This window comes from uncultured Methanobrevibacter sp., assembly GCF_900316895.1.
In the GTDB taxonomy this organism is placed as follows: domain Archaea; phylum Methanobacteriota; class Methanobacteria; order Methanobacteriales; family Methanobacteriaceae; genus Methanocatella.
Genome location: NZ_ONER01000014.1, coordinates 1 through 23,254, shown reverse-complemented (window position 1 = coordinate 23,254; position 23,254 = coordinate 1). Strand labels below are relative to the sequence as shown.

At 38.1% G+C, this 23,254-nt stretch carries 30 protein-coding genes, 2 tRNA genes and 1 pseudogene; 14 read left to right on the top strand and 19 right to left on the bottom strand.

All coding sequences use genetic code 11. The features are described 5' to 3' along the window. The first annotated feature begins 126 nt into the window (after positions 1 to 126). Both QZN27_RS03165 and QZN27_RS03160 read left to right on the top strand, forming a co-directional pair. Entirely contained in the window at positions 127 to 360 is a 234-nt protein-coding gene (locus tag QZN27_RS03165) for a FeoA family protein (protein ID WP_296783491.1), read from the top strand. Positions 361 to 406: 46 nt separating this feature from the next. Beyond that, a complete protein-coding gene (locus QZN27_RS03160; protein ID WP_296783489.1) occupies positions 407 to 607 on the top strand; it encodes a hypothetical protein in 201 nt (66 codons plus the stop codon). Here QZN27_RS03160 and QZN27_RS03155 read toward each other — a convergent pair whose 3' ends face one another. The 7 genes from QZN27_RS03155 to QZN27_RS03125 all read right to left on the bottom strand — a co-directional run bounded on the left by QZN27_RS03155 (position 608) and on the right by QZN27_RS03125 (position 5,837). Beyond that, complete coding sequence (locus QZN27_RS03155; RefSeq protein WP_296783487.1) at positions 608 to 1,447, bottom strand: ATP-binding cassette domain-containing protein; 840 nt, start codon at positions 1,445 to 1,447, stop codon at positions 608 to 610. It lies immediately after the preceding gene. Positions 1,448 to 1,457: 10 nt separating this feature from the next. Continuing rightward, positions 1,458 to 2,288 (bottom strand): cobalt ECF transporter T component CbiQ, encoded by an 831-nt coding sequence (gene cbiQ / locus QZN27_RS03150; protein ID WP_296783485.1) that lies wholly within the window; start codon positions 2,286 to 2,288, stop codon positions 1,458 to 1,460. Positions 2,289 to 2,399: 111 nt separating this feature from the next. Beyond that, positions 2,400 to 2,714: a PDGLE domain-containing protein gene (locus QZN27_RS03145; RefSeq protein ID WP_296783483.1), complete on the bottom strand. Its 315-nt coding sequence runs from the start codon at positions 2,712 to 2,714 to the stop codon at positions 2,400 to 2,402. After that, a complete protein-coding gene (gene cbiM / locus QZN27_RS03140) occupies positions 2,707 to 3,339 on the bottom strand; it encodes a cobalt transporter CbiM (RefSeq protein ID WP_296783512.1) in 633 nt (210 codons plus the stop codon). Before cbiM ends, QZN27_RS03145 begins: the two co-directional genes overlap by 8 nt. A gap of 258 nt (positions 3,340 to 3,597) precedes the next feature. Continuing rightward, positions 3,598 to 4,878, bottom strand: coding sequence for an oligosaccharide repeat unit polymerase family protein (locus QZN27_RS03135; RefSeq protein WP_296783482.1), 1,281 nt, complete (start codon positions 4,876 to 4,878; stop codon positions 3,598 to 3,600). A gap of 12 nt (positions 4,879 to 4,890) precedes the next feature. Beyond that, positions 4,891 to 5,661 (bottom strand): adhesin, encoded by a 771-nt coding sequence (locus QZN27_RS03130; RefSeq protein ID WP_296783480.1) that lies wholly within the window; start codon positions 5,659 to 5,661, stop codon positions 4,891 to 4,893. A gap of 8 nt (positions 5,662 to 5,669) precedes the next feature. Continuing rightward, positions 5,670 to 5,837, bottom strand: coding sequence for a 4Fe-4S binding protein (locus QZN27_RS03125; RefSeq protein ID WP_366208977.1), 168 nt, complete (start codon positions 5,835 to 5,837; stop codon positions 5,670 to 5,672). Between the two features lie 136 nt (positions 5,838 to 5,973). Here QZN27_RS03125 and QZN27_RS03120 point away from each other — a divergent pair, with 136 nt between their 5' ends. From QZN27_RS03120 to QZN27_RS03100, 5 genes are all read left to right on the top strand, one after another. Continuing rightward, positions 5,974 to 6,327, top strand: a complete 354-nt coding sequence (locus tag QZN27_RS03120; RefSeq protein WP_296783476.1) for a hypothetical protein — start codon at positions 5,974 to 5,976, stop codon at positions 6,325 to 6,327. 74 nt (positions 6,328 to 6,401) lie between these two features. After that, a tRNA-Leu gene (locus QZN27_RS03115) sits at positions 6,402 to 6,484 on the top strand. Between the two features lie 32 nt (positions 6,485 to 6,516). Then, positions 6,517 to 6,589 (top strand) — tRNA-Thr (locus tag QZN27_RS03110). A gap of 162 nt (positions 6,590 to 6,751) precedes the next feature. Beyond that, entirely contained in the window at positions 6,752 to 7,618 is an 867-nt protein-coding gene (locus QZN27_RS03105; RefSeq protein WP_296783473.1) for a hypothetical protein, read from the top strand. Positions 7,619 to 7,626: 8 nt separating this feature from the next. Beyond that, complete coding sequence (locus tag QZN27_RS03100; protein WP_296783471.1) at positions 7,627 to 8,511, top strand: PhoU domain-containing protein; 885 nt, start codon at positions 7,627 to 7,629, stop codon at positions 8,509 to 8,511. A gap of 14 nt (positions 8,512 to 8,525) precedes the next feature. Here the strand turns inward: QZN27_RS03100 and QZN27_RS03095 are convergent, their stop codons facing one another. Genes QZN27_RS03095 through QZN27_RS03065 form a run of 7 tightly spaced genes read right to left on the bottom strand, consistent with a single transcriptional unit; the run spans position 8,526 to position 12,988 of the window. Then, a complete protein-coding gene (locus QZN27_RS03095) occupies positions 8,526 to 9,368 on the bottom strand; it encodes a fumarate hydratase (RefSeq protein ID WP_296783468.1) in 843 nt (280 codons plus the stop codon). Between the two features lie 51 nt (positions 9,369 to 9,419). Continuing rightward, on the bottom strand, positions 9,420 to 9,662 hold the full coding sequence (locus QZN27_RS03090; protein ID WP_296783466.1) for a 4Fe-4S dicluster domain-containing protein: 243 nt from the start codon (positions 9,660 to 9,662) through the stop codon (positions 9,420 to 9,422). Positions 9,663 to 9,669: 7 nt separating this feature from the next. Continuing rightward, positions 9,670 to 10,173, bottom strand: a complete 504-nt coding sequence (locus QZN27_RS03085; protein WP_296783464.1) for a 4Fe-4S dicluster domain-containing protein — start codon at positions 10,171 to 10,173, stop codon at positions 9,670 to 9,672. Between the two features lie 9 nt (positions 10,174 to 10,182). Beyond that, positions 10,183 to 11,052 carry a pyruvate synthase subunit PorB gene (gene porB / locus QZN27_RS03080; RefSeq protein ID WP_394346850.1) on the bottom strand — a complete coding sequence of 290 codons (870 nt, stop codon included), beginning with the start codon at positions 11,050 to 11,052 and terminating at the stop codon, positions 10,183 to 10,185. A 2-nt stretch (positions 11,053 to 11,054) separates the two neighbouring features. Beyond that, positions 11,055 to 12,203 carry a pyruvate synthase subunit PorA gene (gene porA / locus QZN27_RS03075; RefSeq protein ID WP_296783462.1) on the bottom strand — a complete coding sequence of 383 codons (1,149 nt, stop codon included), beginning with the start codon at positions 12,201 to 12,203 and terminating at the stop codon, positions 11,055 to 11,057. Beyond that, entirely contained in the window at positions 12,204 to 12,455 is a 252-nt protein-coding gene (porD, locus tag QZN27_RS03070; RefSeq protein WP_292602902.1) for a pyruvate synthase subunit PorD, read from the bottom strand. 11 nt (positions 12,456 to 12,466) lie between these two features. Continuing rightward, positions 12,467 to 12,988, bottom strand: a complete 522-nt coding sequence (locus tag QZN27_RS03065) for a pyruvate ferredoxin oxidoreductase subunit gamma (RefSeq protein ID WP_292602900.1) — start codon at positions 12,986 to 12,988, stop codon at positions 12,467 to 12,469. A gap of 275 nt (positions 12,989 to 13,263) precedes the next feature. On the opposite strand from QZN27_RS03065, the gene QZN27_RS03060 reads away from it, so the two are divergent. After that, complete coding sequence (locus tag QZN27_RS03060) at positions 13,264 to 14,868, top strand: dihydropteroate synthase-like protein (protein ID WP_296783458.1); 1,605 nt, start codon at positions 13,264 to 13,266, stop codon at positions 14,866 to 14,868. 2 nt (positions 14,869 to 14,870) lie between these two features. On the opposite strand, the gene QZN27_RS03055 is transcribed toward QZN27_RS03060, so the two are convergent. Next, positions 14,871 to 15,230 carry a hypothetical protein gene (locus QZN27_RS03055; protein ID WP_296783455.1) on the bottom strand — a complete coding sequence of 120 codons (360 nt, stop codon included), beginning with the start codon at positions 15,228 to 15,230 and terminating at the stop codon, positions 14,871 to 14,873. 141 nt (positions 15,231 to 15,371) lie between these two features. Between QZN27_RS03055 and QZN27_RS03050 the strand changes: the two genes are divergently transcribed. The 6 genes from QZN27_RS03050 to QZN27_RS03025 are packed head-to-tail and all read left to right on the top strand — an operon-like array spanning position 15,372 to position 20,096. Beyond that, the gene (locus QZN27_RS03050; RefSeq protein WP_394346851.1) at positions 15,372 to 16,187 is read left to right on the top strand and encodes an AAA family ATPase; all 816 of its coding nucleotides are present in this window, start codon (positions 15,372 to 15,374) and stop codon (positions 16,185 to 16,187) included. A gap of 1 nt (position 16,188) precedes the next feature. Then, positions 16,189 to 17,346 (top strand): VWA domain-containing protein, encoded by a 1,158-nt coding sequence (locus QZN27_RS03045; protein ID WP_296783447.1) that lies wholly within the window; start codon positions 16,189 to 16,191, stop codon positions 17,344 to 17,346. Between the two features lie 8 nt (positions 17,347 to 17,354). Next, positions 17,355 to 18,272, top strand: a complete 918-nt coding sequence (locus QZN27_RS03040) for a TIGR00269 family protein (protein WP_296783444.1) — start codon at positions 17,355 to 17,357, stop codon at positions 18,270 to 18,272. 4 nt (positions 18,273 to 18,276) lie between these two features. Then, on the top strand, positions 18,277 to 18,480 hold the full coding sequence (locus QZN27_RS03035; RefSeq protein WP_296783441.1) for a MoaD/ThiS family protein: 204 nt from the start codon (positions 18,277 to 18,279) through the stop codon (positions 18,478 to 18,480). Continuing rightward, on the top strand, positions 18,481 to 19,341 hold the full coding sequence (locus QZN27_RS03030) for a DUF89 domain-containing protein (RefSeq protein WP_296783438.1): 861 nt from the start codon (positions 18,481 to 18,483) through the stop codon (positions 19,339 to 19,341). It begins immediately after the preceding gene. A gap of 11 nt (positions 19,342 to 19,352) precedes the next feature. Beyond that, positions 19,353 to 20,096 carry an NAD(P)-dependent oxidoreductase gene (locus QZN27_RS03025; RefSeq protein WP_296783435.1) on the top strand — a complete coding sequence of 248 codons (744 nt, stop codon included), beginning with the start codon at positions 19,353 to 19,355 and terminating at the stop codon, positions 20,094 to 20,096. On the opposite strand, the gene QZN27_RS03020 is transcribed toward QZN27_RS03025, so the two are convergent. From QZN27_RS03020 to QZN27_RS03005, 4 genes and pseudogenes are all read right to left on the bottom strand, one after another. After that, positions 20,077 to 21,357, bottom strand: a complete 1,281-nt coding sequence (locus QZN27_RS03020) for a nucleotidyltransferase family protein (RefSeq protein ID WP_296783432.1) — start codon at positions 21,355 to 21,357, stop codon at positions 20,077 to 20,079. The genes QZN27_RS03025 and QZN27_RS03020 overlap by 20 nt on opposite strands. Positions 21,358 to 21,384: 27 nt before the next feature. After that, entirely contained in the window at positions 21,385 to 21,867 is a 483-nt protein-coding gene (locus QZN27_RS03015; protein ID WP_296783430.1) for a DUF308 domain-containing protein, read from the bottom strand. Positions 21,868 to 21,905: 38 nt separating this feature from the next. Beyond that, positions 21,906 to 22,988: an archaeosine biosynthesis radical SAM protein RaSEA gene (locus QZN27_RS03010; RefSeq protein WP_296783427.1), complete on the bottom strand. Its 1,083-nt coding sequence runs from the start codon at positions 22,986 to 22,988 to the stop codon at positions 21,906 to 21,908. 109 nt (positions 22,989 to 23,097) lie between these two features. Next, positions 23,098 to 23,254, bottom strand: a pseudogene (locus QZN27_RS03005) (5,10-methylenetetrahydromethanopterin reductase); the annotation flags it as partial.

Genomic DNA, 23,254 nt, shown 5'->3' with positions numbered 1-23,254 from the left:
TGCTTTTCATTCATTTTTTTAAGATTTTTAGTTATAACTAAATATTTATATATTGCTTGTTACATACTATTATTTAAGAGATTTTTAGTATGCCTAAAAATTATTTTTTTTGTGTAAGGTGATATTATGGTCAGAACCTTAAAAGACGTGAAGCCGGGTGAAACAGTAACTATTGTAAAATACCATCATTCTGATGATGATATTGAGTTAAGAAGACACCTGTTGGGAATGGGCTTCGTTAAGGGAACTAAAGTTCATGTAAAGAAAGTTGCACCTTTCGGAGATCCTATTGAAATGAGCATCAGGGGCTGTGATGTCTGTCTTAGAAAAGAGGAAGCTGAAAATATTGAAGTAATCTAGCTTCAATTTTTCATTTATTTTTTTAGCTATTTTTTGTGGTGTTATTATGAAATGTCGTATGTGCGGTTTTGAATTTGATGAGACAAAATTGGAGAATCGTGGTTGTGTAAGCTGCGGAAAGCACGACAACTGCAATCAGGTTCACTGTCCGAACTGCGGATTCGGCAATCACCCTGAATTCGAAGAGGAATTCGAGTTCATTACAAAACTCAAGGACCGTTTTAGAAAAAGAAAAAGCGGGCACTGATTAGCTGTTTTTTGCATTCAGTATTTCATCAACGGTTTCATCAATGCTGATTTTTTTGGTGTCGACATCCCATCCGTTTTCCTTTAACTTATATAGGATTTCGGTTGTCACTGGCGCTTTCAGGTGAGCTTTTTTCAGCAGTTCCTTATCGGAAAAGATTTGATGCCTGTCGCCTTCAGCGATAATTTCCCCATCATATAGAACAAATATCTTGTCCGCAAAATGGTTGACCATTTCTATGTCATGTGATGAGATTACGATGCTCATACCTTCCTTGTTGAGATTATTTAGGATGTTCAATACCTTATCGACACCTTCAGGGTCAAGACCTGCTGTAGGCTCGTCAAGAATCATTATGTCAGGTCTCATGGCTATGATTCCGGCAATGGCAACCCTCTTTTGCTGACCTCCGCTCAAGTGGTGAGGGGTCTTTTCTTCAAAGCCTGCCATTCCCACCATTTCAAGGGCTTCCTTGATTCTTCTTTCGACCTCATCATACTCCAAACCCAAATTCATCGGTCCGAAGGCAACATCCTCCTTTACGGTTGGAGCAAAGAGCTGGTCATTTGGGTCCTGGAATACGATACCTACCTTTTGCCTAACTTTCAGGAGCTCTTCACGTTCAAATATGATTTTTTCACCTTCAATTTCAACGTGCCCTGAAGTGGGTTCGCTTAAACCGTTGAAGTGAGAAAATAATGTGGATTTACCAGCACCGTTAGGCCCCATGATGGCTATCTTTTCTCCCTTTTTGATTTTGATATTGACGTTTTTTAAAGCCTGAGTGCCGTCGTGGTATGTAAAAGATAAATTTTTTGTCTCTAAATGAATTTGTTCCATTTTTCCTCACCTAATTGATTCCTAAATTTTGACCTAAGAAACCTAACTGTCCGCTGCACTTGAACATTATGATTTCCAGCACAATGACAATCAGTATAATTGTAAATAAATATAAATAATCGCTTTTTTCAGGGGATTTCTTCTCATTAAACATTTCAGATGCATCAGAAAATCCTCTGCTCACCATACTTTTATGAACTCTTTCTCCCTGTTCATATGCCTTTAAAAACATCATTCCTATGGTGTAGCCTACCTGCTTTACTCTCCATTTGTAGGGAGTATTGTTTCCGTGTATGTTGAAGTTTCTGGATTTTTGGCTTTTTCTGATTGCCGCAAGCTCATCAACGAACAGGAATAAAAATCTGACCATAATGGACAGTATCATTGCCAGATCCCTTGGCATTTTCAATTTTCTAAAGGAGCTTGCCATCTCCTGCAATGGAGTTGTTGATGAATAGATTATGATTGCAGTCAGGGATACGATTAATCTAACTAACAGAAGAATCGCCCAATTTAGTCCTGCATCAGTTACATGCAGCCAGGAATAGCTCCAGATAATATTTCCAGGTTGTATGAATGGCTGGAAAATTATGATTGCTCCTCCAAATGGCAAAAGCATCAGTAATCGTTTGAATGAATCACTATATGATAATTTAGCAATTTTTAAAACAACCAAAAGGAATATCTCCAATATTATAGGTATGAAGAGTTCCTGGGAGATTACACAGACTACGATTATGAAAATTGTTGAAATCAGTTTTATTCTTCCCTCAAGATTATGTATCGGGCTGTCCTGGGAAGCCAAATCGTCAAACCGCATTATCTGTGTTATGTCAACCATATCATTTCACTAGTATAATATTAAAAATTTGTAATATATTATTATTTGCTTATGCATATTTTATTTATTTTCAATTACTTTTAAAAAAAAGAAAAAGATAGAAATTAAATGTTAATTTCTACTTTTGACTACGTATGCAACTCCATATCCCAATAATAGAGTTACAACTACTCCTATAACCAGCGCTACAATTTGCAGTACTTGGTTATCAGGATTGCTTGCAAACGCATAATCTGGGAAGATTGCATCAGGGATTCCCTTAATTTCTTCAATAGAGAAGTCTTCCGGCACTCCTGCATCTTCAGCAGATTTTTCTAATCCGTCAGGATCGCCAGATGCGAAGTATGGTGAGAGAACACATATGACAACACAGATTAGAACTGCAACTCCAATTAAACCCATATCTTTTTTATCCATATTATGCATCTCCTTTGTTCCATGCAAGTAGGTCCGGTCTGAACTTGTCTAATGCTGCGAGAACTATTACAGTTAATACAGCTTCGATTATTCCAATAAAGAAGTGGTACAGGACCATTGATGGAATACCTACATTTGCCGGGAAAGTTCCTGCGATTGCCATTTCGATAGCACAAGCCAAAGCTGCGATTACGGTTGCTAACCATGCTCCAACTCCAGCTGCAGCATATTTTCCAATCATTCCGTTCAATCCTTTGAAGGTGTATAATCCAACAAAACCTCCAACGATTGCCATGTTCAATACATTTGCTCCTAAAGCAGTAATTCCTCCGTCTCCAAATATCAATGCTTGGATAAGGAGAACTACAGTAAATACAAGCACGGCAGCTTCAGGTGCTAAGAATACGATGGCCACTAAAGCTCCTCCAACCATATGTCCACTGGTACCAAAAGGAATCGGCATGTTCATGGACATGATTGCAAAAATACCTGCTGCGAGAACTGCTAAAAGAGGTATACGTTTTTCATCTAAGTTGGATCTTGCCCATTTCACGGAGAAGTATAATGCGACAATCAAGATCACATAGTATACTAAGCACTGTGCAATAGGTATGAATCCGTCAGGTATATGCAAATTTATTCCTCCATTTCTCAAAAGTAATACTTTTTTCATGTTTCTTTATAAATGAAGTATTACTAAAAAGTATTATTTTTACTTCATTTGAGTAATATCAAGTTAATTGGGAGTTTTATTAAATATAATGGTTAATAAAACAGTCTTTGTTCTTGACATTTAATATGTTAATGTTATTTGCATATATAAATGTTATTAAAGTAATACAAATTAGTATTATTTTAGCTTTTTTGTAATACTGAAATCCATAAAATGAGCTTAATTTCGGGTATTATTGATGTTTATCAGATAGATGATAATGGCTATTGCAAAGTATAATAAAACCTGTATGTCCAGAATTCCGGTTTCAATACCTAAAATTGTGTATGTTAAAATCAGGGAGTAAATTCCAATATAAAAATAGTTTTTGGTCTTTTGCATTATCTTGAATCCGATGCCTAAGATGGAACCTAAAATTAACATTTCAACGAAAACGCCGACCTTTCCGAAATCAACGACCATCTGGCCGATTAATGTAGGTGTGACTGTCACTTCTGTTCTCCATGCAATGAGCTTTCCAACCATCATTCTCGGACCCAAATCGCTTCCTGGAATTGAACTGGCAAGCATATGTCCATGGGTCAGGCCGAAGTTTCCTCCAATGAAATCAAGCAGGTTCAATACATGCATTGTGAAATCCGCTCTTGATTGCAGTGAATACAGCGGGCTGGTTGAGGAGGTTATTGTCATCTCTCCAAGTGATCGAAAATAACCAATTCCAATGATTGCACCTATACCAATCAATGCACCGACAACAACTTCCCAAAGAGAAACGATATTTCCATAGAAACCTATGATAATTATGATGAGAAATGCTGCAAGTAGTGGTGTCCTATACCCTAGAAGCAATAAAAATGCACAGTCAATTGCCAGCAGAAATAGGAATCTGAATCTCACCTGTGAACGGGTAATTTTTTCATCCTGGAAATCCTTCAGATATGCGCCTGCAATCAGACAGGTTCCCGGAATGACTAAAAACACAGGCATTGTCAGGGCTGGTTTTAGAAGATATCGGATAGATGGTTTTAAAAGTGGAATTCCTCTAACGGATGCAATGCTTATGAAGAAAAATATGACTCCAATTAGCATCAGACAAAATCCGATGGAATAAATGTCTCTTCTTTTAAATTCCAGGATTCCTTTCAAGTTATCATTCAAAAAATATTTTGGAAGTATTGCTGATCCGATGAAAAATCCTGCAAATGCAAGAATCAGTGTGATTATCAGGCTGTCGGAAGGCCTGTTCATTGTCAGAAGCAGAAACAGTGCAAACAATAAAAGCACTATTAGCGGATTGAAGATATGATTTTTCAGGATATTGCTTTTATTCAGTCCGCTTAAAAAATCTTCACTTGGATAAAATCTTTTGAAAAAGCTGTTTACCCATTGCTTTTCAATGAACCCTATGACGGTGAAAATCAATGTGAATAAAAAAGATTTGTGAAATTCATCACTGATTCTGTTTATCACTGAAGTTAAGGTGGAATAAATCACGCTCATTGTCTACACAACTTAAAAGTTTCGTATATTGGTCACATTAAAGTTCTTGCTGATTTCTTTGATTTGACTGTCATGGCAGTCATAAATCCTGATAGTAATCTCGTCTGTTACTCCATTAATGTTGCCAAAAATGGAGTTGGCATCGTTAAGATTTTCTTTTGTTGCTTTTTTAATCAATAAAATATTATCGGCATGTAAAGCTTTAATAGATTCCCTTTTTCCATTGCTTAAAAGCTGATTGGCAATTTTTTGTCCGTCTTTAGCACTTAATGAATCAAGCCCTATTTCGGTTGAGATTTCATAATTTGCATCATCAGGCAGTTTGCTTGTCAAATCTTTTAGGGAATTTATTTCAACAGGTTTTGCGCTGATTTCACATAAGTTTTTATATTTTTCGCCATTGCTTTCCAGACTGATATGATCAATGTAAATGTCAGCATAAGGTACAGTTTTGTAGAATCCTGCCAAATAAGTTTGGTTATTTGAATCAATCAGCAGTCTAACGCCGTTTCCACTATTGTCATCTTCCCAAACGACAGTGCCGTTTAAGGTTGTTCTGTTTCCATTTGTTGAATTGAAACCTTCGATTGTGGCATTTACGATAAAGCCGTCTTTATAATATTTGAGGTAGGTGTCAGGTATCTTATTGACGGTTGACTCATCAAAAGCAGTTTTTTTTAAATCGGATGAATCATCTGTAGTAATATGAATAAATGCAAATGCGATTGCACATACCACCAATATGATTATGAGATAATCGATCCATGTGAATTTGAGTTTCATAATTTAACCTAATCTTCGTATAATGCTCCAACAGGACAAACGTCAACGCATTCGCCGCAGTTATTACATTTACTTTCATCAATTATGATTGTATATGCTCTTCTCTCGATTGCCTCTTCCAAGCATACGTCAATGCAATCTTCACAAACTCCGCATTCTTCCATATCTACTTTCAATTCATCCACCTTGAAAATTTTTAAAAAAATATAATTTAATTTAACTATTTTAATGTTTATATATTTTGTCAGATAATTTTTAGGCATTCCTAAAGTTTTAATATGATGAGATGCATATAGTTAAGTGGTGTATGTAATGATTTTCAACAAGGGAATTTCAATAGTATTGTCAGGTTTGTTCTTTCTGTTTTTAGCATTATTCTTCTCTACAATATCTGTCATATTTTTAAAAGGAGGATTAATTCCTGTTTTGGGATTGGTGATGTTTGTAATATTCTATTTCATTACCAGGGTATTTTACAACTATCTGCGAAATGACGAGAAGTATAAGAACAACCGTCAGGTGTCAAGCGATATGCCCGGTGAAAAATACTTTACAAAAGGCGAATCCGATCCTAAGAAAGTTTTCATAGTAATCTGGCTGATGGTGATTTTAATCCTGACTTCAGTCTCATTGTGGTTATACTCTTTTAATAATGGTTTGGTATGAAATTGTTGAAAATTTCAAAAAAACCATAACATTTATATAGGATGTAATTAAATATTATAACTGTCTATTTGTATGGATGGGTACCCAAGCGGCCAAAGGGGAAGGACTTAAGATCCTTTGGCATAGGCCTCCGAGGGTTCGAATCCCTTCCCATCCACTATTTTATAATTTTTTGTTTTCTTCGATTATGCCTTAGTGGCTCAGGTGGTAGAGCGCTACCTTGGTAAGGTAGAAGTCGGGGGTTCGAATCCCCCCTAAGGCTTTCAAGCTATTTTTTTAACAATTTCAACATTGGGGAAGATGTTTTTTTAATAAGATTTGATGTAAAAAATAGTTTCCATAAATTACTTAAACTATAATTACTTTAAAATAGAAAATATTTAATGAATAATTTATTTTTTAATAAATTTTAAAGGTGAAAATTGTGAATTATAAAAAAATTATACTTGTGGGATTTATTTCAGCTTTTGTTGCTGTTTTAACTTCTGTTTTAGGAGTTGCAGGTACTGTTATAGGTTCAGTTATTTCATCTGTACTTTATAACATGCTTTCCGAAGCTTTAGAACAGCCTGTATCATCCGCAACATTCAGCACCAATTTCGAATGGGAAATTGCATATATATTTCCACTTGCTGTCATTGCTTTAATTCAGTTATTGTTGATTTTCGCTATGCTTTCTGAATCTGGAATTCTGCCGGCTACATTCCTCAAGGCTTATTTGTCATTGCAAAATTTAGCTAATAATAATTTATACAGGATTTTGGGCGTTGCAATGATAATTATAAGTGTATATCCTCTTGTACTAAAACCGGATATTATCAAAAAGGCTCATGGAGTTATCATCGCATTTGTCGGGATAATATTTTTGGCCCGTGGTTTTGTAGATATGGGAAATGCAATTACAGACCTTTATGACGATGTGTTCGTTGTCTTTGATTTTCCAATAGCAGTCCTTGCGTTGATATTAATCATATTCGTGATAATCAGAATTTTAATGTCTGCAAGGGGTTCCGAAAAAGAGTTTAAGATCATTAAACATCGTGATGAGGAAAACATCTCTCATAATGTAAAAAAAGTTCATAATTCAAAAAAAGGCCCTGCTTTTGATTATGATAAAAAAATGGAAGAGATTCGCGCAAAAAGGTATCGTCGAGCAAGAAAACCAAAAGTCGAATCTGAAGTGCAATCTAATAATCAAATTGTCGATGAAAAACAGGATGCGGGCATAAATAAATCCTCAGCAAATATTCAATTCGAATCTAATGATTTGCTTGATGATTATAAAAAATAGTTGGTAACATGGGAAAAAAGGATAAAACATTGAAGGATATTTTGGATCTTATCTTATATGAAAATCCATCAACTCAGGATGAGATAGCCGAAAGGCTAGACATTTCCCGGAGATATGTTACTCAGCTACTGCAGCCTCTTGTAAAAGATGGGACTGTCAAAAGAGCATACATGATTGACTTAAAGAGTTATGAAGAGGTTATTGAATCTGTTGGGGACCATTCAACCAATAAAAACAGCACAGGCAATGCCTTAATAAATGACATGTTGGACAATATGTCCAGGCATGTTCACTCCCAGCTTGAAATGTCCTTTGATGCCGTTTTGGAATATGATGAGGATAAGGCAAACAAGGCTCTGGAAATGGATTATGCCACAAACAATATGGTTGAAAAAATAAGGACATCTGTGGAGACAATTGTAAGCCTCAACAAGCATCCGGAAATTTCAAAGTCACTCCTTTACAATGAAATCGCCTATGATTTGGAGCGTATAGGGGATTATTGCGGCCATATTGCAAAATTCGTCATCAATGATATTTATGAAGTCGATGACAATGTCTTGAAGAAACTGAAAAAGATGTATAAGACTGCCCAGTCAATGATTAGATTGTCCATGAAGGCATTCATTGAAGGCAAAACTGAATTGAAAGATGATTTGATGGAACAGGAAGAGACAATTCATATCATGCAATCCAAAGCCATCAATCTGATTGCAACCCAAATGGCTGAAAGCACCTTTGATGAAAAGGAACGTTCAAACTATTTCATTTACCTGTTCAGACTTATTAAGGCATTCAAAAGAATTGGAGACATTTCCGTTGAAATGATGGATGTTGCAGTCGAGTTTCATGACAACATTCCAAGACCTACAACTCCAAGAACTTTCAGATAATTTTTTTTAGATGTCTATTCGTCATATATTCTTGTTGTGGCATGTCTGTCTGCCCAACATTGGATGCAGACTCCGATTGGAAGGCCTGCAGTGTGGGTATGTGCTTTTAGGATTTTGACATCTAAAGTTGTTGTTTTTCCGCCGAGACCCATTGGACCGATTCCTGACGCATTGATTTCCTCTAGAATTTCTGTTTCAAGTTGGGCTATCTGAGGGTCAGGATTTCTTTCGCCGACTTTTCCAAGCAACGCCTTTTTACCTAATTTTAAACATAAATCGGAAGTTCCTCCAATTCCAACGCCTACAACTGTTGGAGGGCAGGGTTTTCCTTTTGCCTTAAGAACGGATTCTACAACAAATTCCTTAATACCTTCGATTCCTTCAGCAGGGAGCGCCATTTTCATCGCGTTGTTGTTTTCCGATCCGAATCCCTTTGGCAAAATTGTTATTTCAATGTAATCTTCATCAATCAGTTCAATGTCGATTGGAGGGATGTAATCTCCAACGTTTATGTTGGTGTTTTCGCGTGTGAGGGGATCTACAATGTTCGGTCTGATTGGAACGTCTGTTGTGGCCTTTTTGATTCCCTCTTCAATGCCTTCGCGCAGATTTTCAACTTCCACATTACCTAACTTTACAAAAACAACCGGCAAACCTGTATCTTGGCACATCGGAATTCCTTTTTCTTCTGCAAGTTCAATATTTTTTAAGATCGCTTCAATATTTAACCTTGCAAGTTCATGTTCTTCTATTTTAAGAGCATCTTCAAGTGATTTCTTTACATCATCACCAAGAACGATAACCGCTTGCCTGTAAAGTTCATAAACAGTTTCCTTAATAACATCTTTAGTAATCAAATTAATAACCTTGTAAAAATTAATTAATCTTATTTTTGATTTTTGGAATATTTAAATTTTGATTACATCCAGTGGACAGACTTCAACGCAATCCCTGCAACGGGTGCAATTGTCGCTGTTGATGGTTATGGCTCCGCCCAAAATCTCGATGGCATTCTCCTTGCATGCCAATAAGCATGGAGCATCTGATGGCGGTTGGCAATTCATACAAAATAAGGTAGGAGTGTCAACATTTGGTGTTTGTTGACAACTTCCGCAGGTTGTACATGTTGTACAATTTCCTGTTTTAAACATAATTTTTCTATTCATCTAAGACAAGTCTTGCTCTTGCCTGACTTGTAATCACATGGACAAAGCTACCTTTTCCAGCACTGTCAGGTTCGTATATTCCTGCCATTTTGGCCAAGTATTTCTCTTGGTTTTTGGCTCTGACCTTTTCAGGATCAGCAACAGTAATTGCTCTTTTGGTACATGCTTTGATACATGCAGGTCCTTCTTCTCTGTCAGCACAGAGGTCACATTTTTCAGCAACTTTTGATTGGAAAGTCATTGCACCGAATGGACAAATCATTACACATAATCCGCAGCCGATACATTTTTCAGCATTGACTCCTTCGTCTGTTATTGCATCGGTTGGACAGATTTTTATGCACGGTGCACTTTCACAGTGTTGACATACAATGGAATAAAAGGAAGAATCATGTTCTATTATTTTTATTCTGCTAGCATTATGGATTGATGCACACATATTTGAACAGTTGAGACATCCATCACATAAATTGCTGTTTACAACAATACTTTCCATTGTATCACCTTATAAGCCTAGTTCTTTACACTCTGCATCAACATATTTTTGGATTTTTTCAACGAGCTCGTCATCCAGGTGTCTGAATCTTTTTTGTGGAGCTAAGTATTCTTTTACAGGTTTTCTTTCTTCAGGCCTGTAAGTGATTTCGAATTTGCCGTCCACGATTTCATATAAAATCCATGATCCAGTTTCTACAGCTAATCTGCCCATTTCAATTGTCCTTTCAGAAGGGAATCCCCAACCAGTAGTACATGGTTGTTGTAAGTGGATATATGCAGGACCTTTGGTTTCTGCAGCCTTTTTGACTTTGTTTACATAATCTTCAGGATATGCTATTGAAGCTGTTGCAACATAAGGTATTCCATGAGCTGCCATAATCATAGGCATGTTTTTCTTAGGTTTGTCTTCTCCGAAACTTGCAACACCGCTTGGTGAAGTTGTAGTGCTTGCACCGAATGGAGTTGCTCCACTTCTTTGAATACCTGTGTTCATGTATGCTTCGTTATCGTAACAGATGTAAGTCATGTTATGACCTCTTTCCATAGCCCCGGATAGGGATTGCAGACCGATATCTACTGTTCCTCCGTCACCACCGAAAGCAACTACATTAACGTCATCTTTTCCTTGAATTCTAAGTGCACTTTCAACACCGGATGCTACAGCACCTGAGTTTTCGAATGCAACGTGAATGAATGGAATTTCCCATGCAGTTTCTGGGTATGGTGTAGTCATAACTTCAAGACATCCTGTAGCGGAAACGGCTACAGTATTTTCACCTAATGCATTTAAAGCTAATTTAACTGCAATAGATGCTCCACAACCAGCACATCCTCTGTGTCCTGGTGCTAATAAATTTTTATCAGGAATGTCCACCATTTTTATTCCTCCTTAAGTCCAATCCATGTGACATCATTTTCAGGACCATTTTTGGTTATTTCATAAATTTCATTCAATGCTTCAGGGGTAATGTCCCTTCCGCCTAAACCGGTAATGAATCCATATATCTCTTTGTCGATTTTAAGTTTCATGTCGCCGAATAATGCTCCGCCCATTCCGATTGCGAAGTTTTTGTCAACTACAGCTAGTTTGGAACAGTTTTTCACAACTTCATTGATTGCGTCAACAGGGAACGGTCTGTATGACCTGATTTTGAGCAAACCGACTTTTTCGCCTTTTGCTCTTAACTCGTCCACGATGACTCTTATGCTACTACAAAGTGATCCCATAGCGACATATATGATTTCAGCATCTTCTGTTTTATATCCTTCAACAAGGCCGTATTGTCTTCCAAATATTTCTGCAAATTCATCGCAGGTCTTTTGGATTACGTCAAGGGCATTGTTCATTGCAACATCCATGTCGTGTCTTGCTTCCATATAATATTCCGGATCAGCAAAGTTACCGATGGACATTGGATCTTTTGGATCAAGATATGCATGTTCCGGAACATATGGAGGTAGGAACGCATCTACACTTTCTTGATCTGGAATTTCAACAGGTTCAACTGTGTGAGTTAAAATAAATCCGTCTAAACATACCATTGAAGGCAGTAAAATATCAGGATTTTCTGAAACTTTATATGCCATTAAAGTTGTATCCAATGCTTCCTGTGCATCTTCAACATAGATTTGTAACCAACCTGCATCTTTTTGTGCAATGGAATCTTGTTGGTCGTTCCAAATGTTTAATGGAGCTGAAATAGCTCTGTTTGCATCAGCCAATACGAAAGGTGTTCTCATACCTGCTGCAGCATATAAAATTTCGTGCATTAACATTAATCCTTGTGAGGAAGTTGCTGTAAATACTCTTACTCCAGCACCGCTTGCTCCGACAGCAGCACTTATAGCACTGTGTTCTGATTCTACTTTAACATATTTAGCATCAATCTTTTCATCAGCAACATATTGAGCTAAGTATTCTGAAATTGTAGTTTGTGGAGTAATCGGATAAACAGGAATAACTTGTGGTTTAGCTAATCTTACAGCTTCTGCAACTGCTTTATTTGAGGTCATTACTTCTTTTACCATCTAATCACTCTCTTCTTGTATCATTTCGATTGAATCTGAAGGACATTCGTATGCGCAAATTCCACATCCTTTACAGTAATCGTAATCAATATCATGTTGTTTGTTTATACAGGAATCTGGACAGAATAATATACAATTGTCACAATCAATACATGACTCTTTATCTAATATAGGTTTGAAAGTTCTCCAGCTTCCAGTTTTATTGTTTTTAGTATTTCCTGGTGTTTTAATTACACATCCTATATTTACCATAATTTCACCTATTATCCCATATCGTAAGCTTTTTTAGTTGCTTCCGCATTCAATTCTCCAATTTTTCCAGGGAAGGTTTCTTTAATAACTTCAAGAAGTGAATCGATACTTACGACGCCGGTCTTTTTAGCAAAGTATCCTAAGATAATTGTGTTCACAATGTTACGTCCTAACATGTCAAGCGCAATGCCTGTTGCATCGATTTTGTGGACTTCATGGTCTCCACTGCCTTCAAATGTTTTAGTGTTAATAATTACTTCAGTATTGTCCTTAATTCCTGAAAATACATCTACTACATTTAACAGTCCTTCATCTAAAACCAATACGTAGTCTGGGTTGTAGACTTGATATCTCATTTTGATTGGCTCATCATCAATTCTTGTGAAAGCCATAACTGGAGCTCCTCTACGTTCAACTCCGAAAAATGGGAAAGCCTGAACAGATTTGCCGTCTTTGAATGCAGCTTTTGCCAAGATCTCAGCAGCTGTTACAGAACCTTGCCCGCCTCTGCCATGAAAACGAATTTCAATCATTAATTCTCCTCCATATATTTATCATGTATAATCATTATAAATTACAAAATATATAAATTTTATGTTAAAATTTTATTTTTGAATAATTTTGTTTTAATTTTGTTGTTTAAATCTTTTATTTTTTCTTTATTTTTTTGAAATTCTTTTTATAATTTTTGTTTTTTCATTTTACAGTTTCTATATCTTTTTTGAAAAATAATACTTTTTTTAAAAAATATTAAATTTAATATATTTAAAAATATAATATTAATATAAAAAATTTGGTTGGGAAGTTTATGAAAGTTTTAATAATTACCGGTGAGTTGGCATATCCATTGATAAAGGAAGTGGTTTCCACTTCAAAGGAAGACATAATAGTGCACATTGCAGACAATACTCAGGTTGCTGCATTTCTAACTCCAAGACAAATTATTAAAGAGGTAAAGACTTGCTTCAGCGACCAGCTCGATGACATTGACATGATTCTCGTTCCCGGCCTGATAAAGAAAGGAACAAAAGAGATTACCAAGGAACTTGGAATACCAACATTCAAGGGTTCAACCGATGGTGCTGACCTTGCAATGGTATTGAATCTGATTGGAAGCATTGACCTTTCTGAAGACAAGCCTGCTGACAAACTGATTGAAGAAGAAAAGCGAAAGGAAGCATTCAAGTTCATCGATGAATTCGAAAACGATGAGGAAAACATTAAGGAACTTCTCAAAAAGCCAAACAACATTCTAATCAAGAATCTTCCCGTCGGTGAAGACTTTCCTATGAGAGTATTGTCAGAAATAGCAAATGCACCCTTCTTATCAAAGGAAGCACTAATCAATAAGTGCCAATATTTCGTTGATTCCGGTGCGGACATGATTGATATAGGAATGGCTGCCGGAGAGGATTTCTCAGATAAGATTCCTGAACTGATTGAAACCTTAAGGCCTATTGTCGGCGACAGGCCATTGAGCATCGACACATTGAACCCTGATGAGATAAGGGTGGCTGCTGAAAACGGCATCGATTTTGTCCTGAGTCTGGATTTGGGAAACAATTCCGAAATCCAGGAAATCCTTAAGGAAAAGGACATTCCTGCGGTACTGCTTCCAACCAATTTTTCACAGGGAAAATCACCTAAATCCCCTGCCGAAAGGGTTGAAGCAATGCATCAATTGATTAAGGACACTGAAGGCATGCGTTATGTTGCCGATTTGATTTTGGATCCTGTAAACAGCGCAAGCATCGTGGAGTCAATCATTGCCTGTCATGAATTTCACAAAACCAATCCTGCCCCTATGTTTTTCGGTGTAGGTAACGTGACCGAGCTTATGGATGCCGATTCCGGGGGTGTCAATGTGCTTTTGGCAGGAATAGGTATGGAATTGGGTGTGAGCATACTGTTCACTCCAGAGGAAAGTGGAAAAACAAGAGGAAGCGTATATGAGCTTTCAACAGCATCAAAAATGATGTTTCTTGCAAAGCACAGGAAATCAATTCCAAAGGATTTGGGAATTAATCTTGTCGCATTTAAGGATAAGCATAAAAGAAATGACATAATCCTTAATGAACGCGAAGGCATTGAAGAGACAAGACAATCAGAGCCTATGAAATTTGTACGCGATAAGGCAGGAAGCTTTAAAATAAACGTCGATTATGGAACAACCGTCGAGACAAGCAAAATCACTGCAACTCATTTTAAGAAAAACAAGCCCGATTTGGTCATTGTCGGCCATTCGGCAAAAGAAGTGTATGAAGAGATAATAACCAAAAATCTTGTAACAAGAATGGAGCATGCTGCCTATTTGGGTTCTGAACTTCAAAAGGCAGAAATAGCGATGATTACCGGAAAAGATTATGTTCAGGATTTTGAATTATTTAAAAATCCTGACGAATTTAAAAAATAGCTCTAGTCAAAGTCTGTTGGATCATATGTTCCTTCAGCTTGTCCAGCTTGAGGGGTTGAACTAGATTGGCTAGTGTCCGCTGAACTGGTATCCGGGCTGGTATCTGAACTTGTAGGATCCTCACTTGAACTGCTGCCGGAGTCGGCACTTTGTGTAGCAGGTCCTGAACTGGAACTAGAAGATGCCTGTCCTGATGAACTGTCGGCAGACAAGTCTACAGTGCTGGCGGAACTGTTTAGATTGCTATTGGGATTTGCTATTTGATTTTCATGATTGACATTTCCATTTACAAACATGAATACGCCAATAGCCAGTATAATAATCACTATCAACGCAATGATTATTGCATTACCAGATTCCATATTTTACCTCCATTAAATCTAATCACTTTAATTTTATAATAAACTATAAATAAATTTATCGTTATATTTATTTTAGTAACAAAATTTTAGGAAGGTTAAAAGTTGCAGGTAGAAAACATTAATATTAAGGACATTGACAAGATGCTTTTGGAAGAAAGCTACGTTTCAAACACTGAAATATCAACAACCCTTTATCTGTCATTCCTGCTTGGAAAGCCAATGCTCATCGAGGGCCCTCCAGGTGTTGGAAAAACAGAGCTTGCTAAGGTAATCGCAAAGGCATTTGACAGGGACTTTTTCAGGATTCAATGTTATGAGGGAATCACTTTCGAACAGATTGTCGGAGAATGGAATTATCAAAAGCAGTTGCTTCACCTGGAAGCTGCAAGAAACGATTCAAACAATGTGGATGAAATATTTGATGATGAATTCTTCATAAGAAGGTCTTTGCTCAATGCATTTCTGAATGATAAGGATTCAGTCCTGCTTATCGATGAGATTGACAAGGCCGATGAGGAAGTGGAAAGCTTTCTGCTTCAGGCACTGGGAGAGCAGGAAATCACAATCAACGATCTCGGCACATTCCAGCTGAAGAATGACCTGATTGTTATCCTGACATCAAACTCACAAAGGTCACTTCTCGATGAGACAAAGGACAGATGCCTGTTCTTATACATTCCATACCCTACTGTCGAAAGGGAAATTGAAATCGTCAAATCCAAACTGCCTGATGCGGATGATGAAACAGTGTCCTATGTGGTCAAGCTTGTCCATCAGATTAGAAATCTCAATCTTATGAAAAAGCCTTCCGTAAGAGGTACTGTCGATTGGGTCAAGTCAGTCACAAATCTGGGAACCAAAGACCTTGACAAATCCCTGGAGGACAGTGTCGGCGTAGCCATCAAAACCGAAAGCGATAAGAAACGTGTCAAAAAGGATATTTTCGACAAAAGATAACATGATAAGAAAGATTGCAACACTATCAGCTGACTTGAGAAAGGAGGGGCTTCCGGTAAGTATCAGAAGCACTCAATCAGCAATGCAGATTTACAGCGAACTGGGTGAATCTGACAGGAACCTGCTTAAGACAGCTCTGCTTGCAATTTATGTCAAGGACAGATATGACATTCCTAAATTTTTAAAGATTTTTGAAAAAGTCTTCGCATTGCCCGACCCTGAAAAGGAAATCAAGGAAGACCTGAACAAGAGCAAGGCATATAGAGGGACAGGTCCTAAATCAAATAAGTATATCATTAAAAAGCAGGATACAATCGGCAAAAGGATTCGAAAGGAAAAGGTCGACAATGAAAAGCTGAAGATGCTTTCAGGCCAGCCTCTGCTTGAGGAAGCCAAAAGGCTGGAGCGTGATGGGGAACTGATGAACAAGGACCTGACCAAATTGAACAGATTCGACCCAAGAATGCTTGAAATCTGCCAGAGGTTGGGAAAAAGAATCGCCAACAAGCGTTCAAGAAGAAAGATTCAGGCCAATTCCCATAAGATTGACATGAGAAGAACAATGAGGGCCAATCTGAAGTATGGCGGAGTACCGCTGGAGCTTGTAAAGGCAAAGCCAAGGCCCCATAAGAATGAACATTTATTCCTAAATGACATCAGCGGATCCTGTGAATGGATCAGCAGCTGGTTTTTCATGCTGATGTTTTCAGCTCAGACCGCCTTTAAAAGATCCAGAACCTTTGAATTCGACAACAAGGTAATCGAGACAACAAATGCTCTAAAAGAAGAGTATCTGATAGATTCCTTCATTAAGGTTAAGGACATGCGTGTCAAGAACATGATGGTGCATGGAACATCAGACATGTATTCCGCTTTCAAGCAGTTCCAGGAAAAGGCGAACATCAACAATAAATCTTATGTAATTATTTTATCAGACTGCAGGGATTGGGCAGGACCGAAAGTGAATAAGATTCCTGCAAGTGTAGAGCTGGTTGAGGAAATGGTAAGGGATGCCAAAAAGGTTGTTATCCTGAACCCCGAAGACAAGAACAAATGGGATATAGTGGACAGTTGCGTTTCACTCTATCGGGATGCGGGAGCGCATGTATTTGAGGTCAACACATTAAATCAGCTGGCACGATTTGTAGAACAGATGTAGGTAGTAATATGCAATGTAGTCAATGTGGCAATTCTAAAGTTATTTATAAAAGAGAGCAATCAGGCCAATTATTATGTAAAGATTGCTTTATAGAGTCAATTGAAAAGAAAGCTATAAAAACAGTCAGAAAGGAAAAACTCCTGGATAAGGGAGACAAGGTTTTAGTGGCACTTTCAGGAGGTAAGGACAGCGTCACAACTTTGGAGATACTTAATTCATTCCGTGAAATGAATGTCATAGACCTCTGTGCAGTCACTGTTGATGAGGGAATTGCCAATTATCGCCAGGACGGAGTTGACATTGCAAAAAGGCATGCCGAAAGATTGGGAATAGAGCATAAGGTCGTGTCTCTTAAAGAGGATTACGGCATAACCCTAGATGAAATCATGCAAAGGCCAAACCATAAGGGCTCATGCACATACTGCGGAGTGTTTCGAAGGACAATAATCAATAAGGCAGCACGTGAAATGGGCGCCACAAAAATAGCGACAGGACACAATCTTGATGATGAGGTTCAGGGAATCATGATGAACTATCTGGAAGGAAATACAGATAACCTGACAAAGCTTGGAGCCAAAACAGAATCCCAGGCTGAGGAATTCACCGTCAAAATAAAACCATTAAGGGAAATTCCGGAACGCGAAATCGGATTGTATGTTGTTGCAAAGGAACTTGAGGTTCACTTTGACAGCTGCCCGTATGCAATGCAGTCATTCAGGGGTGAAGTCTCTGAAGTAATCAATCAGCTTGCCGAAAAGCACCCTACAATCAAGTACTCAACATTACGGGGATATGATAAAATCAAGGGCGTTTTGAAAAAGGAAATGCAAAAGGAATATGCCCATGGAAGATGCAAAAGATGTGGAGAGCCATCTGCAAACGATTTATGCAAGGCCTGTTCATTTTTAGAAGAGTTAGGAGTATGAAAATATGGAATTCACATTGAAATTCAAAGATTTAAACGAAAAAAGGGAAATACCTAATGACGATTACACTATTAAGGACTTATTGAATGAGCTTGAATTGTCAGCTCAGACAGTCGTATCAAAACAAAACGGTGAACTGGTCATTGAAGATACCGTCATCCAGGAGGATGATGAAATCCAATTGGTTCAAATAATCTATGGTGGTTAAGTGAAAATCAGTTATGAATGCGGACCATGCTTTTTAAGGCAGGCCCGTGAAGCAATGGATCTGTCAACAGATGACGAAACTCTTAAGATGGAGATAATGGAAGATATCTTTAAGTTTTTAAGCAGCAACTTCAAATTAGATACCAATTCAAACAGCACCGGTTCCGCCATGCACAAGATGATAAAGGAAAAGACCGGCTGCAGGGATCCCTACCGCAAGGAAAAGATTGAGGGAAATGAAATTGCATTGAAATATTTGCCTGATGTCAAAAGGATACTTGAAGATGACAGCAGCCTGGAAAATTATGTAAAAATAGCCATCATCGGAAACATTCTGGACTTCGGCGCATTCACACTTGATGATGACATTGAAAGCGTTATCAAAACCGCCCTTAAAAAGGATTTGGCCGTAAAGGACATCGAAGAATTTGAAGACTCCCTGAGGACTCATGACAAGGTATTGTATCTCGTGGACAATACCGGCGAAATAGTATTCGACAAACTGCTTTTGGCAAAAATCAGGGAATATGGATTGGACATTACAATAGCGGTCAAGTCAGAGCCTATTTTGAATGATGCATGCATGGCCGAAGCACTGGATGCAGGATTGGATGAATGCGGAAAAATTGTTGAAATCGGCTGCGGAACAGTCGGATATGTGGACAGCGAAATTTCAGATGAATTCAGGGAAATATTCGACAGCCATGATTTCATAATCTCAAAGGGAATGGGAAATTATGAGGGATTGACCGAAATTGACCTGTCAGACAAGGACATCTATTTCTTATTATGCGCAAAATGCAACACCATTTCAAGAGACATTGGCGTAAATCTGCATGACATGCTTTTGTTTAAAAAATGAGTAGGGCAATCATGATAATCGGTTTTATTGGTTTTGGAAAAGTTTCACAAAATCTGGCGGGGATAATCAGCTCAGATGATATTGATTTTGTCACATCAAAAGAAAACAGGTCCCCCAAGACAATAGATAATATTGAAATGTCAGATGTTGAAGTTCTGGATACCTTTAAGGAGGTCGCATGCAGGTCAGATGTTCTGATTTCGGCAACCTCCCCGAAAAATGCACTGGCCAATGCAAAGGATTACGGTAAATATGCAAAAGGCATCTATTTGGATTTAAACAACATCTCTCCTGACACCACATCTAAAATCAACGAGTCAGTTGACAATCTGGTTGATGGCGCCATCATCGGAAAGATCGATTCGGATAATCCTATAATTTATATTTCAGGGAAAAGCGCTTCAAAATTACAGTTCTTAAATGATTTCATTCAAACAAAAATAATCAGCGATAAAGTGGGCGATGCAAGCAAACTGAAACTGCTTCGAAGCGCCTATACAAAAACATTGTCAGCTCTTCTCATCGAATCGGCTGAAATCGCAAAAGACAATGGTATGGAAGATGAGTTTTTCGACATGCTTTCACTGACTGAAGGTGATGATTTCAAGCAAAAGGCACTGTCCAGAATAAGCAATACAATAAGCGGTTCCAAAAGAAAATCTGAAGAACTGGATGAGATAATCGATTATTTTGATGAAAATGAGTTGGTCATGGTTAAAGCGGCATTGGAAAAGCTCAGCCAATATCAACCTTAACCTTAAATCCCTTTTTAGCTTTTTTTATACTTCCGCTAACCGGAATGAAATGGGAATCCATGATGTATCTCAAATATGTGACCTCCACAGCGGGCAATCTCAAATTGGTTTTGATTTTCTTGCCTTCGCTTTTGAACTGAACGGATATTCTGCCGTTCTTGTCGACATACAAATCGGTAGTTATGCCCTCTTTTGTGATTTTTGTTTCAAACTTGGTCAGATTCAGTCCCGCTTCAAGAGTCAATGGCGGATTTTCAACGGCAATGTTTTCGCTTCTGAACTTGTTGTTGGCATCACGTGCGCTGATTCCCTTTTCGCCTTCGCAGGCCACGTACCATGCACGGTCAATGACTCTCTGCACCTTCTGGTTTTCCGGAATCACGCCTTCGGATTCATAGCTTTTCATCAAATCCATGACTTCCTTTTTTGTAACTTCCATTTCAATGGAGCTGATTGCCAATCGGGTCATTACCGGTCCGTAATCTGATCTTCTGAACACCGCCCAGATTGATTCTGGGTCCCTGTAGACTCTCCTTTTGATGATTTCATTTATTGTATTTCCATTGAGGTAAGCTATCTTTTCAAGGTTTCCCCTGGAATAGGTGTTCATTCTTTTATAGATGTCTTTCCAGTTGCGCTCGCCGGGTGTTCTTCCGGCATCAATTTCACGCTTGAGGATTTCAACGGTGGTTTTCGGCAGCATCTTCTCAACGTCACCTGTGATGACCATATCATTATCAATGATTGATTGCCTGATAAGTCTTCCGGAGTATTTGTCCTTGTTGAACTCGCCGACAACATGGTAGTTGAGCCTTGAGCCTAAAAACTCATTGATTGCATACCAGCGAATCTCGTTTCTGTTGGTATAGCTTTTGGGCATTCCGACAAAATTGCCCTCATCAATGAACTTCTGTGCCTTTGACTTTATCTCATCAAGTGAAATGCTGGCTGAAGTGATGTAATCGGTCACGCCATCATCAATCATCTGTTTGAGCCTTATAGGCACGCTGTATGATAAGACCAGTCTGTGATGAAGCCCTTCAAATGCTCTGACCTCATCTGCCCCTAAAGCCAGCGCCATTTCACGGCGGGCATCAAAATCAACAAAAAATGGGGCATGATTTGCACTGAAACCCTTGTTGAGGTAGACAACGACTTTTTTGTCCAGCTCATCGGCAAGTTTACGGGCTTCATTAAGCAAATGTTCATGACCTTTATGCACCGGATCGAAATCCGCACTAATACCTATCAATGTAAACACCAAAAAAAGAAAGTTGTAGGACAGCTTTTAACCGTCCATTAATCTTAAAATACCACTTATCACTAGCCATGCTCCGATTAATGCTCCTAGAATAATCGGGTTAGCCACATATGTTCCTATGACTATGTACACTAAACCTAGAACCACTCCGGCTATTCCTATATAAAAGCCGTATCTGGATTGGCGGTTATTGATTAGGGATACCAGTCCGACAACAATCAGCATTATTCCCGCAAGGTATAATGTGATTTGTGCTAAAAATCCGAATATTCCCGCATTGAATATGAGGCAGATGCTCAGGAAAAGGAGTAGCATTCCCAAAACCAGGTCAAGTATGGCTCCTGATTTATTATAATCCATGATGGCCACTCCAACTACAAGCAGGTAAATTGATATCAATAATATGGATAAGCCGATTAAATCAGACACTCCAATGATTCCCATCACAGGGAAGATGATAATGATTAATCCTAGTATCACAGCTAGTAGACTAATAAATTTGCTTTTCATTTTTTTCCTCCTAATAATAATTAATAATTCAAAATATATCAATATAATGGGATGTGCTTTATCTCAACTGTTGATGAGTTCATATCTGAATTCTTGACTTGAGCCAGCCATTCGCCTTTGCACTCACAATCATACTCTATTTTTGTCTGTGTCAAATTGTTGGCTATTATCATGTGCTTCAGGTCTTTACTGCATTTCTTGCAGTTGTATGGGCCTCGTCTTGAACCGAAACCTGATGTGTCCATGAGTGCAGGCAGGTCTATTTCATCCCTTACGGTATTGATTATTTCAATGCAGGACCAGATCCACGGTGGCTGATATGCTCCTTTTCTCCAGAATCTCTCGATTACGGTTCCTCCGTGTATTGTTGCAGGACAGAATGACAATCTGTTGACTCCAATTGACTCGCAGTAATGTGCGGTTTCAATCGCTTCGGCTATTGCCTGTGATTCAGACACAAGAATAGGCTTTACGAAAATATATGCCTTTGTCTTTAGGTTGTATCCTTTTGTCTCTTTCAAGTCTTGCATCAGTTTCACCGCATTTTCAAAATCATCACAGGTAAAACCTTTATTGATTTTGTTCAATCGGGTGTAGTCGTTTGAGGTTTCAAGACCTATGCTCACTTCAAATAATGTGTCTCCAATGATGTCGAATATTTCGTCAAGATATTCTTCCTTCACATATTCCGGTCTTGACTCGACAATGATTTCAGTCACGTTGCCAAGGCCAATCAGTGTTTTAAGGATTTCATCACGGGCCTCCTTTGGAAGCTCATATGGATTTAAGAAACTTCCGGATGCAAACAGCTTCACTGAAATCTTGTCCTCTTCAGCTATTGGATGTCTGGACAGGTGGTCGTGGAATATTCTTAAGATGGTGTCGGTATCAATAGGTTCCAAGGTACAGTCTGAAACATAGCTGCACATTGTACATCCTCCGCTGTCTCCCAATGCCCATGCACATCCTGGAGTAGGTAAAATCATAAATAGTGTTTTTGCAACACCATCATATGTTAAATCATCATTATACCAGCTTGCCCCAACCTGTTCGGGGGTTTTTGGTTCCTTTCGCTCAAAGGCTCTCTGCCTAATTTCTTTTGTTAAATTTTCAATTTCCATTATAATATTATTATATGGAAGTTATAATTAAAAATTATGTTAAAAAATAGTATGTTATTAATTTGTGTGTAATGGTTTAAAAAAATAAAAAAAGAAAAAGTAAGCAAGTTTAGAAACTTGCAATTACGTCTCCTAATAATTTAATGGATTCTTCTACGTTTTTACCAACAGGGGATCCTGCTACGTATTGAGTTACACCCATTTCAGCTAAGCCTTCAATTTTAGGGATGAACTCATCAGGAGTACCACATACGGAAAATGCGTCG

Excerpts from the sequence above, each read along its gene's own strand:
- QZN27_RS03135 (WP_296783482.1), bottom strand. The coding sequence starts at position 4,878 with ATGAGCGTGATTTATTCCACCTTAACTTCAGTGATAAACAGAATCAGT.
- QZN27_RS03045 (WP_296783447.1), top strand. The coding sequence starts at position 16,189 with ATGATAAGAAAGATTGCAACACTATCAGCTGACTTGAGAAAGGAGGGG.
- cbiQ (WP_296783485.1), bottom strand. The coding sequence starts at position 2,288 with ATGGTTGACATAACACAGATAATGCGGTTTGACGATTTGGCTTCCCAG.
- QZN27_RS03155 (WP_296783487.1), bottom strand. The coding sequence starts at position 1,447 with ATGGAACAAATTCATTTAGAGACAAAAAATTTATCTTTTACATACCAC.
- QZN27_RS03055 (WP_296783455.1), bottom strand. The coding sequence starts at position 15,230 with ATGGAATCTGGTAATGCAATAATCATTGCGTTGATAGTGATTATTATA.
- QZN27_RS03025 (WP_296783435.1), top strand. The coding sequence starts at position 19,353 with ATGATAATCGGTTTTATTGGTTTTGGAAAAGTTTCACAAAATCTGGCG.
- QZN27_RS03010 (WP_296783427.1), bottom strand. The coding sequence starts at position 22,988 with ATGGAAATTGAAAATTTAACAAAAGAAATTAGGCAGAGAGCCTTTGAG.
- porB (WP_394346850.1), bottom strand. The coding sequence starts at position 11,052 with ATGGTGGACATTCCTGATAAAAATTTATTAGCACCAGGACACAGAGGA.
- QZN27_RS03035 (WP_296783441.1), top strand. The coding sequence starts at position 18,277 with ATGGAATTCACATTGAAATTCAAAGATTTAAACGAAAAAAGGGAAATA.
- QZN27_RS03015 (WP_296783430.1), bottom strand. The coding sequence starts at position 21,867 with ATGAAAAGCAAATTTATTAGTCTACTAGCTGTGATACTAGGATTAATC.
- QZN27_RS03165 (WP_296783491.1), top strand. The coding sequence starts at position 127 with ATGGTCAGAACCTTAAAAGACGTGAAGCCGGGTGAAACAGTAACTATT.
- porD (WP_292602902.1), bottom strand. The coding sequence starts at position 12,455 with ATGGTAAATATAGGATGTGTAATTAAAACACCAGGAAATACTAAAAAC.
- QZN27_RS03040 (WP_296783444.1), top strand. The coding sequence starts at position 17,355 with ATGCAATGTAGTCAATGTGGCAATTCTAAAGTTATTTATAAAAGAGAG.
- QZN27_RS03130 (WP_296783480.1), bottom strand. The coding sequence starts at position 5,661 with ATGAAACTCAAATTCACATGGATCGATTATCTCATAATCATATTGGTG.
- QZN27_RS03050 (WP_394346851.1), top strand. The coding sequence starts at position 15,372 with ATGCTTTTGGAAGAAAGCTACGTTTCAAACACTGAAATATCAACAACC.
- QZN27_RS03120 (WP_296783476.1), top strand. The coding sequence starts at position 5,974 with ATGATTTTCAACAAGGGAATTTCAATAGTATTGTCAGGTTTGTTCTTT.
- QZN27_RS03160 (WP_296783489.1), top strand. The coding sequence starts at position 407 with ATGAAATGTCGTATGTGCGGTTTTGAATTTGATGAGACAAAATTGGAG.
- QZN27_RS03060 (WP_296783458.1), top strand. The coding sequence starts at position 13,264 with ATGAAAGTTTTAATAATTACCGGTGAGTTGGCATATCCATTGATAAAG.
- porA (WP_296783462.1), bottom strand. The coding sequence starts at position 12,203 with ATGGTAAAAGAAGTAATGACCTCAAATAAAGCAGTTGCAGAAGCTGTA.
- QZN27_RS03065 (WP_292602900.1), bottom strand. The coding sequence starts at position 12,988 with ATGATTGAAATTCGTTTTCATGGCAGAGGCGGGCAAGGTTCTGTAACA.
- QZN27_RS03085 (WP_296783464.1), bottom strand. The coding sequence starts at position 10,173 with ATGGAAAGTATTGTTGTAAACAGCAATTTATGTGATGGATGTCTCAAC.
- QZN27_RS03090 (WP_296783466.1), bottom strand. The coding sequence starts at position 9,662 with ATGTTTAAAACAGGAAATTGTACAACATGTACAACCTGCGGAAGTTGT.
- QZN27_RS03100 (WP_296783471.1), top strand. The coding sequence starts at position 7,627 with ATGGGAAAAAAGGATAAAACATTGAAGGATATTTTGGATCTTATCTTA.
- QZN27_RS03145 (WP_296783483.1), bottom strand. The coding sequence starts at position 2,714 with ATGCATAATATGGATAAAAAAGATATGGGTTTAATTGGAGTTGCAGTT.